Here is a 6,921-nt window from a genome sequence, read left to right as displayed (position 1 = left end):
CCAAACCCGCGCGATACCAGTACGATAGAGTTGGAAATCACTCATAGAAGAGTGGGCGAATACTGAGTTTGGCAATCATCTCATCGTACTCGATCGAGCAGGAACCGCACCTAAAATCGAAGGGATTAGTTATTATCAGATTCCGACTTATGACTATAATAACACCGATGCCGATCGCGAGATGTTGCAGCAGGTATGTAACGATCTAGGTGCAGAGTTATTTATCTCTACTTATTACACTACGCCACTTGAGACTCCTTCGGTATTTATGGGATATGACATGATTCCTGAAGTGGCTGGTGCCGATCTCAACCAACCGATGTGGCGAGAAAAACAACGGGGCATCAACCATGCTTCAGCGTTTTTAACCATTTCCGAACACACTGCTCAAGATTTAGTTAAGTACTATCCAGAAATAGAGCCATCAACGATTACTACCGCTCTTTGCGGCGCTCAACCTGTATTTAAACCTGCAAAAGCAGCGGAAATCGAATCATTCCGCACTCAATATGAAATTACTAAGCCTTACTTCTTATTAGTAGGTGCTGGTGGTGGTTATAAAAATACAATATTGTTCTGGCAAGGATTCGCTAACTTAGCAAATAATAGCGATTTTGATGTCGTTTGTACTGGTGCAGCCGGAATTGATGCGAAGGAGTATGCTATCTATGCGCCCGGTAGTAAAGTTCACTGTCTTCAGTTAGACGATCGCAATCTCAATCTAGCATATGCTGGGGCGATTGCCTTGGTATATCCTTCTAAATATGAGGGTTTTGGATTGCCAATTGTCGAGGCTTTAGCTTCTGGTTGTCCGGTAATTACCTGTCATAATGCTTCGATTCCAGAAGTTGCAGGGACAGCGGCAATTTATATCGATGATACGAGTATCGAGGATATGACTAACGCTCTAGCAAACGTTCAACAGTCGGAAGTTCGAGCATCTCTAATTGCATCTGGTTTAATTCAAGCTCAAAAATTCTCTTGGTCGAGAATGGCTCAAATTGTTGAGTCTGTATTGTTGGCGCAAACTCTAAGCCATCTTCAATTTAGCACCCAAAATCTTGTTATTTTCCCTGATTGGTCGGCGGATGAGGAAGAATTAGGCGAAGAATTGAGTCAGGTTTGCGATCGACTTACTCAACATCCCGATACAGGTCAGATCGCGCTAATAATTGATACTAGTAACGGTGTCGATCCAGAGGCTGCGAATATGATGATCTCCAGTGTTGCGATGAATTTGATGATGAGTGAGGGCATCGATATTACTGACTCTATTGCTATATCTCTAACTGGAGACTTAGCACCAATTCAGTGGCAATCGCTCTTACCCAAGCTGCAAGGACGAATCAAATTAGAGCTGGAAGATACTCGATCGATTGAGTCATCTGGTGCGAATATAATTAGTGAAATTCAGTTGGCTTCGCCGATTTTGACATTGGTCTAAGTTAGATACTTAGTAAGAATATCCGATCCTAATTCGGCTTTATCCACACATTGCCGATCGATCGACTGTCCCGTGATACATCGCCAATGACAATCGAATAAATCTAGCCGTCCAACGCCGATGCTTGCTAGTGCGGGGATAGCGGGAAAGGGGAATAATCGATCGAAGATTATTCCCTTTTCTGATTGGCTAAATTGCAGTAGATAAGTGGCGGGTGGTGCGGTTAGCTGGGTGAGTAATTGGCAGCTAAACTGATGCAGTCGTTGCTGCTCGCTAGCTTCAAGATCGATCGGTTGCCGATAATCATCGCCACTTGTACCGATAATCTCCGCATAAATTGGGTCTTGAGCCGTCCAAATTATTGGCAACCACAAATTTCCACCATCGCCGACTTTTACACCTGTTGTTGTGGCTGCTAGGTCGCGGAGCCGATCGATCTCCTGACACGATCGACCGATCGATTGTCCCCAAAACTCAAACGTTGGGGGAAGATCGAGTGTCATCGGACAATAAATCGCCTTGGCACTGGCGACGGCAGGTAATTCCGCCACGGTTGTGAACTGCACTGATTCGACGATTTCACCGATCGATCTTAACATTGCCACACCCAGCCTTTGACTGGCTGGCGTCTCATCCAAAATCACGACGATTTTAGACATGACTGAGGACAGTCATCGGCTGGGGAGATGGTTGGCGCTCGATATTGGGTAAGTCTAATTTGAGATCTGGTGGTTGCTGCTGGAGATCGATTCCTCTAGTGGCAATCCGATCTGTGACGTTGACTAATTCTGCTTGCAGTTGGCGATTTTCACTCTGCAAGGACATGATTTTGGTTTTAATCGGTGCCAATCGCTCGGCAAATTTGCGAGTATAAACCTTGGGTAATTCCCGAATTACTTGCTCCAACATTTTACTGCGCTCAGTGAGTTCGCCGATCGTGTGGCGCAGTTCTTGGATTTCCCCATCCCGGCGTTGCAGTTGCTCTTGATAAAAATGAACCTGATGTTCGACGCCTTGGAGTTGTTCGCGCAGCAACCTAACTTCGGCGCGATAATCTCCCGCTACCTCTGGTCTGGGTGCATAGGGGGTGTTATCTTTGACTAGCCGGAATAGTTCTTGAGATAGTTGCTGAACGAGTTGGTCGCGGGTGTTCAGTTCTTCACGAAACCGAGCGACTTCGGCTTTTAAGGCTGCGATATTAGTGGGTTGAGTCTTATTCACGGGGGATTACCACAGTAATTTTTCAGTTGATGGACAGTCAAAGTCTTGCGCTCGGAAGCATTCAATCGATCTTACCGCTTTTAGCCTTGCGATTTCATGCTCGATCGACTTGCCAATGTTGTTAGTCAACATTTTGGTGATGGAAATACCATGACTGTATCAGTTTGTTCGGGTTGTCGCAACAGGTTAGGGGATAGTAGATGCGTAGGTTGGCTAGACTTCGGTTTGATGGGCTTACCCCCCAACCCCCCTTATCAAGCTACGGTGTACACACAAGTCTGCTGGGCTTCGTTTCTAGAGCTAAATCCCCCAACCCCCTTTCCAAGGGGGCTTTAAAGTCCCCCTTTCCAAGGGGGATTTAGGGGGATTTCTAGGGTTTTCGCTTCGCTCCAGACTTGTGTATACACCGTAGCCCTTATCAATGGGGGCTTTCGCTCCCTCCCCTTTATAAGGGGAGGGCTGGGGTGGGGTAATGGTCTACGCAGCAACTCAGCATCTCCCAAACTGGTGGAAGGGTTGGGACTCAATCAAAGTGGATTGCTTGACACGAGATTACAATCCATTTAATCTGTGTGTAGTAAAAACATACCCCGATTCCCATCATGTCAGCATTCACCAACAGTTTCGCTAGTTCATTACTAGCCTCCAGTATTTTGATTTCGGGGGGGGGTAATACCAGTCCTGGCGCAGTATAGCTGTCCTCCACGCGAAATTCAATCTGTCGATGAACAAGGTGACTTTAAGTTCGAGTTGCAAGGATGTCAACGTCAAGGCAAAAAAGTAATTTGTCAAGCATGGGTAACTGCAAACAAAGATGGTCAAATAACGTATTTAGCTGGTAATGACTACACTAGATTAATTGATACATCAGGAACGCAATACGTACCTTCCTCAGTTCAAGGTGCCAATCAGACGACTGTAAGTGGAATGAATATTTCTTTGGTCAAAGGTATACCAATGAAGATATCAGCTACTTTTGCAGATATACCAACTTTGGTTCAAGACATTGCTTTGTTTGAAGTGAATATCAATTATGGTAAAGGTCAATTCCGTAATATCAAAATCACAGAGTCGAAGATAGGCACTTCTCCAGCTCCCATCAAGAAAAAGAAATAATGTAATCGATAATCTCTGTAGGGGTAATGCCTCCTGCTTACCCCGCATCGATGAGGGTACCCACAAGGGGCACCCCTACAGGTTAATTGTGCGATCGAGGCAGAATACATCCGATCGAGCCACCCACTTTGCCAACTCCGCAACGATTCGAGATCCCGGCTTATGATAGTGTTAGGACAGCAATATCAGCGAGTGAGTAGGTAGCCAACGATGAGCGCAGGTAGTAACAGTACGCATCAAATCAAGTTCGGGACTGATGGATGGCGGGGAATTATCGCCGAAGATTTTACCTTTGCAAATGTATGTAAGGTAACACGCGCGATCGCCGCATACCTCAGCACGGCTTACAGTCAGGATCGTCCGGTGTTAGTTGCTTACGATCCGCGATTTTTGGCAGATAAATTTGCCCAGACTGCGGCAGAAATTTTAGCAGATTTGGGTTGGACGGTAAAAATAGTCGATCGCGATTGTCCGACGCCAGTAATTGCATTCAACGCTCGGCATCTCAACTCGGCTGGTGCGCTGATGTTCACCGCTAGTCACAATCCCGCCGCTTATTGTGGGATTAAGTATATCCCCGATTATGCGGGGCCAGCAACTCTGGCGATTACGGATACGATCGTCGCTAATCTAGAAGGTGCTAGCGATGCACCACCAGAAAAGAAGAATAGTGGCAAGATTAGCACTTTCGATCCGCAACCTGAATATTTCAAATTTATCTATACCCTGTTAGATGTCGAGCGGATTCGCTCGGCGAAGCTGAAGGTCAAATTCGATGCGATGTATTCCACCTCGCGCGGATATTTGGATAAAGTCTTGCTCCATTGTGGCTGCGAGACTGAAACCTTCCATATGCAGCGGGATGTATTATTCGGCGGTGGAATGCCAGAACCCAAAGCGGAACTACTCGGCGAACTGATTGCCGCAGTTCAAAAGGATAAAGCCGATCTCGGTGTCGCGACAGATGGCGACGCGGATAGATTTGGGATCGTTGATGAGCTAGGTAACATGCTCACGCCTAATACCGTCCTCCTCGTCCTTGCCAAGCATTTAATCAAAAACAAAGGTAAGACTGGCGCGATCGTCCGTACAGTGGCAACTACCCACCTCCTAGACAACTTTGCTGCCAAGCATGGTGTCCCATTAATTGAAACCGCCGTTGGTTTCAAATATATCGGCGAGCAGATGCGGGAAATCCCCGTTCTCATTGGTGGTGAAGAATCCGGCGGACTGAGCGTGATCGGTCACATTCCCGAAAAAGATGGCATCCTGGCAGATATGCTAATTGCTGAAGCGATCGCGTATGAAGGTAAGCCATTGAGTCAAATGGTAGCAGAAGTCATCGCCGAAGCCGATGGCCCGCTCTACAACCGTCGTCTAGATCTCCATTTAGATAACGCTCACAAAGAGACGGTGATGAAGACATATAGCGAAAAACCACCGACGAATATCGCCGGGATTGACGTTAAAGAAGTCGGTCGTAAAGACGGGGTGAAATTCTATCTCGCCGACGGTAGCTGGATACTGCTACGCGCCTCCGGTACCGAACCGCTGATCCGCGTATACATGGAGACTCACTCCGCTGAGCAGTTGCAGAAAATCGCTTCTACAATGGAAACCGCGATCGATGCGCTTAAATAAGAGATGGATGGTAGGGTGTGTTACGGCGCAAGCCTAACGCACCTTTTTGCGAAGATAATTTCGGTGCGTTACGCTGCTACAGTGTTACGGCGCAAGCTAACGCACCTTTTTGCGAAGATAATTTCGGTGCGTTACGCTGCCGCGATAACACACCCTACAGTTAAGACAAGATAGGAAACACGATTGCCATGACTAAATTACTGATTTCGACAATCGCCGCTGTCTGGATCGCATTCATCGCCTTATTATCCGTCCAGAATGCTAGCATCGTCAACCTAAAATTTGTCTTCTGGAACTCGATCGATCTGCCGTGGGGACTAGTTTTAGCGGGTGCCGTCGCCCTTGGCTTTATTATCGGCGGCTGCATCCCACTGCTCATAAAGCAACAATGATGCAACAAATGTCAAGCGGCGGTAGGCAAGCACAGATCTAAGATCGACCTAATTCCCGCGCGAGTCGCCAGTAGCCGAACTCTAGACATTAAGATTTGTTGCCTAGTTTTCAGAATCGGGGACGGATTGGCTGGTTATACTGGTATGGTAGTATGGCTCGATCGCAATCAAGCTCCATGTATCAGCCATTTTTAAACCACTTAGAAAGCGAACTGACAACTAAATTCGACTTACGACCGCGAGCAATTCCAGCGGGATTGGAGTTAAATGTTAGCGATCGGGGCAAGAGTCCGGCAAGGATTCAAAGCTGGTCTTATCAATGCCCACAGTTGCGAAAAATCCGGTATACATACATTGATGCTGGTGCGAGTTCTCAAATTTTCAACTGTGTTATTTATCCCAGTTATCATTACGATCTGCCACTGTTAGGATTGGATTTCCTGTCATTTGGTAAAGTCAAGAATTTAGTGGTACTTGATTTCCAGCCATTATTTCAAGATGCTGCCTATCAGCAAAAATACATCGAGCCACTGAAATTTCTGCACGATCGATACCCAGATCTCTCGCAAGATTTGGAGATGAAATTTTATGACTCCAACCAATATTTCTCCAAGTATCTCCTGTTTGCCAAAACCGATGTCGAAACAGTTTCGACGCGACTACTCGCAGCCTTTAAAGATTATCTAGACTTGTACTGGCAGACGATCGATCGCGCCGAACCATTGACCGATCCTGCTGATATTCAACGCATTGTCAAAGCCCAAAAAGACTACGATTGTTACAGTGCCGAACGCGATCCTGCATCAGGATTATTTAGCAGCTATTTCGGACACGAATGGTCGGAACGCTTCTTGCATGAGTTCTTATTTGAAGATTCAGCACCTTTAGCTGTGCGCTAGGGAATAGGGGATAGGGAATAGGGAATAGCGATTCGCGCTCGTCGGGTTCCTCGACGGTTTAGCGGCGTTTTTATTCGGGGGTTCCCCCCGAATAAAAAAACGACAAGACAGCGAATCAAGACAGGGGATAGGAGATAGAGCATAGAACTCAGGGTTTAGGGTTCTTACATATAATTGCAGATATTTTCCCTATTCCCTATTCCCTATC

7 protein-coding genes are annotated in these 6,921 nt (G+C 46.5%); 5 read left to right on the top strand and 2 right to left on the bottom strand.

Features of this window, described 5'->3' with window-relative positions; translation table 11 throughout:
• Positions 1-181 precede the first annotated feature (181 nt).
• Positions 182-1,444, top strand: coding sequence for a glycosyltransferase family 1 protein (locus RMO35_RS09950; protein ID WP_309740790.1), 1,263 nt, complete (start codon positions 182-184; stop codon positions 1,442-1,444).
• Here the strand turns inward: RMO35_RS09950 and RMO35_RS09945 are convergent.
• Together RMO35_RS09945 and RMO35_RS09940 are read right to left on the bottom strand one after the other, a co-directional pair.
• Entirely contained in the window at positions 1,441-2,103 is a 663-nt protein-coding gene (locus RMO35_RS09945; protein ID WP_309740787.1) for a hypothetical protein, read from the bottom strand. The genes RMO35_RS09950 and RMO35_RS09945 overlap by 4 nt on opposite strands.
• Positions 2,096-2,665 (bottom strand): Npun_F5560 family protein, encoded by a 570-nt coding sequence (locus RMO35_RS09940; RefSeq protein WP_309740785.1) that lies wholly within the window; start codon positions 2,663-2,665, stop codon positions 2,096-2,098. Before RMO35_RS09940 ends, RMO35_RS09945 begins: the two co-directional genes overlap by 8 nt.
• A gap of 750 nt (positions 2,666-3,415) precedes the next feature.
• Between RMO35_RS09940 and RMO35_RS09935 the strand changes: the two genes are divergently transcribed.
• The 4 genes from RMO35_RS09935 to RMO35_RS09920 all read left to right on the top strand — a co-directional run bounded on the left by RMO35_RS09935 (position 3,416) and on the right by RMO35_RS09920 (position 6,713).
• On the top strand, positions 3,416-3,781 hold the full coding sequence (locus tag RMO35_RS09935) for a hypothetical protein (protein WP_309740782.1): 366 nt from the start codon (positions 3,416-3,418) through the stop codon (positions 3,779-3,781).
• 210 nt (positions 3,782-3,991) lie between these two features.
• A complete protein-coding gene (locus RMO35_RS09930) occupies positions 3,992-5,422 on the top strand; it encodes a phosphoglucomutase/phosphomannomutase family protein (RefSeq protein WP_309740780.1) in 1,431 nt (476 codons plus the stop codon).
• 188 nt (positions 5,423-5,610) lie between these two features.
• Positions 5,611-5,814: a LapA family protein gene (locus RMO35_RS09925; protein WP_309740776.1), complete on the top strand. Its 204-nt coding sequence runs from the start codon at positions 5,611-5,613 to the stop codon at positions 5,812-5,814.
• 176 nt (positions 5,815-5,990) lie between these two features.
• Positions 5,991-6,713: a 15,16-dihydrobiliverdin:ferredoxin oxidoreductase gene (locus RMO35_RS09920; RefSeq protein ID WP_396135640.1), complete on the top strand. Its 723-nt coding sequence runs from the start codon at positions 5,991-5,993 to the stop codon at positions 6,711-6,713.
• Positions 6,714-6,921: the final 208 nt, after the last annotated feature.

This window comes from Chamaesiphon sp. OTE_20_metabat_361 (assembly GCF_031364565.1).
This window is presented reverse-complemented; position numbering and strand designations above follow the sequence as displayed.

Coding starts and splice junctions, on each gene's coding strand:
- RMO35_RS09920 (WP_396135640.1), top strand. CDS start 5,991: ATGTATCAGCCATTTTTAAACCACTTAGAAAGCGAACTGACAACTAAA.
- RMO35_RS09950 (WP_309740790.1), top strand. CDS start 182: ATGTTGCAGCAGGTATGTAACGATCTAGGTGCAGAGTTATTTATCTCT.
- RMO35_RS09930 (WP_309740780.1), top strand. CDS start 3,992: ATGAGCGCAGGTAGTAACAGTACGCATCAAATCAAGTTCGGGACTGAT.
- RMO35_RS09945 (WP_309740787.1), bottom strand. CDS start 2,103: ATGTCTAAAATCGTCGTGATTTTGGATGAGACGCCAGCCAGTCAAAGG.
- RMO35_RS09925 (WP_309740776.1), top strand. CDS start 5,611: ATGACTAAATTACTGATTTCGACAATCGCCGCTGTCTGGATCGCATTC.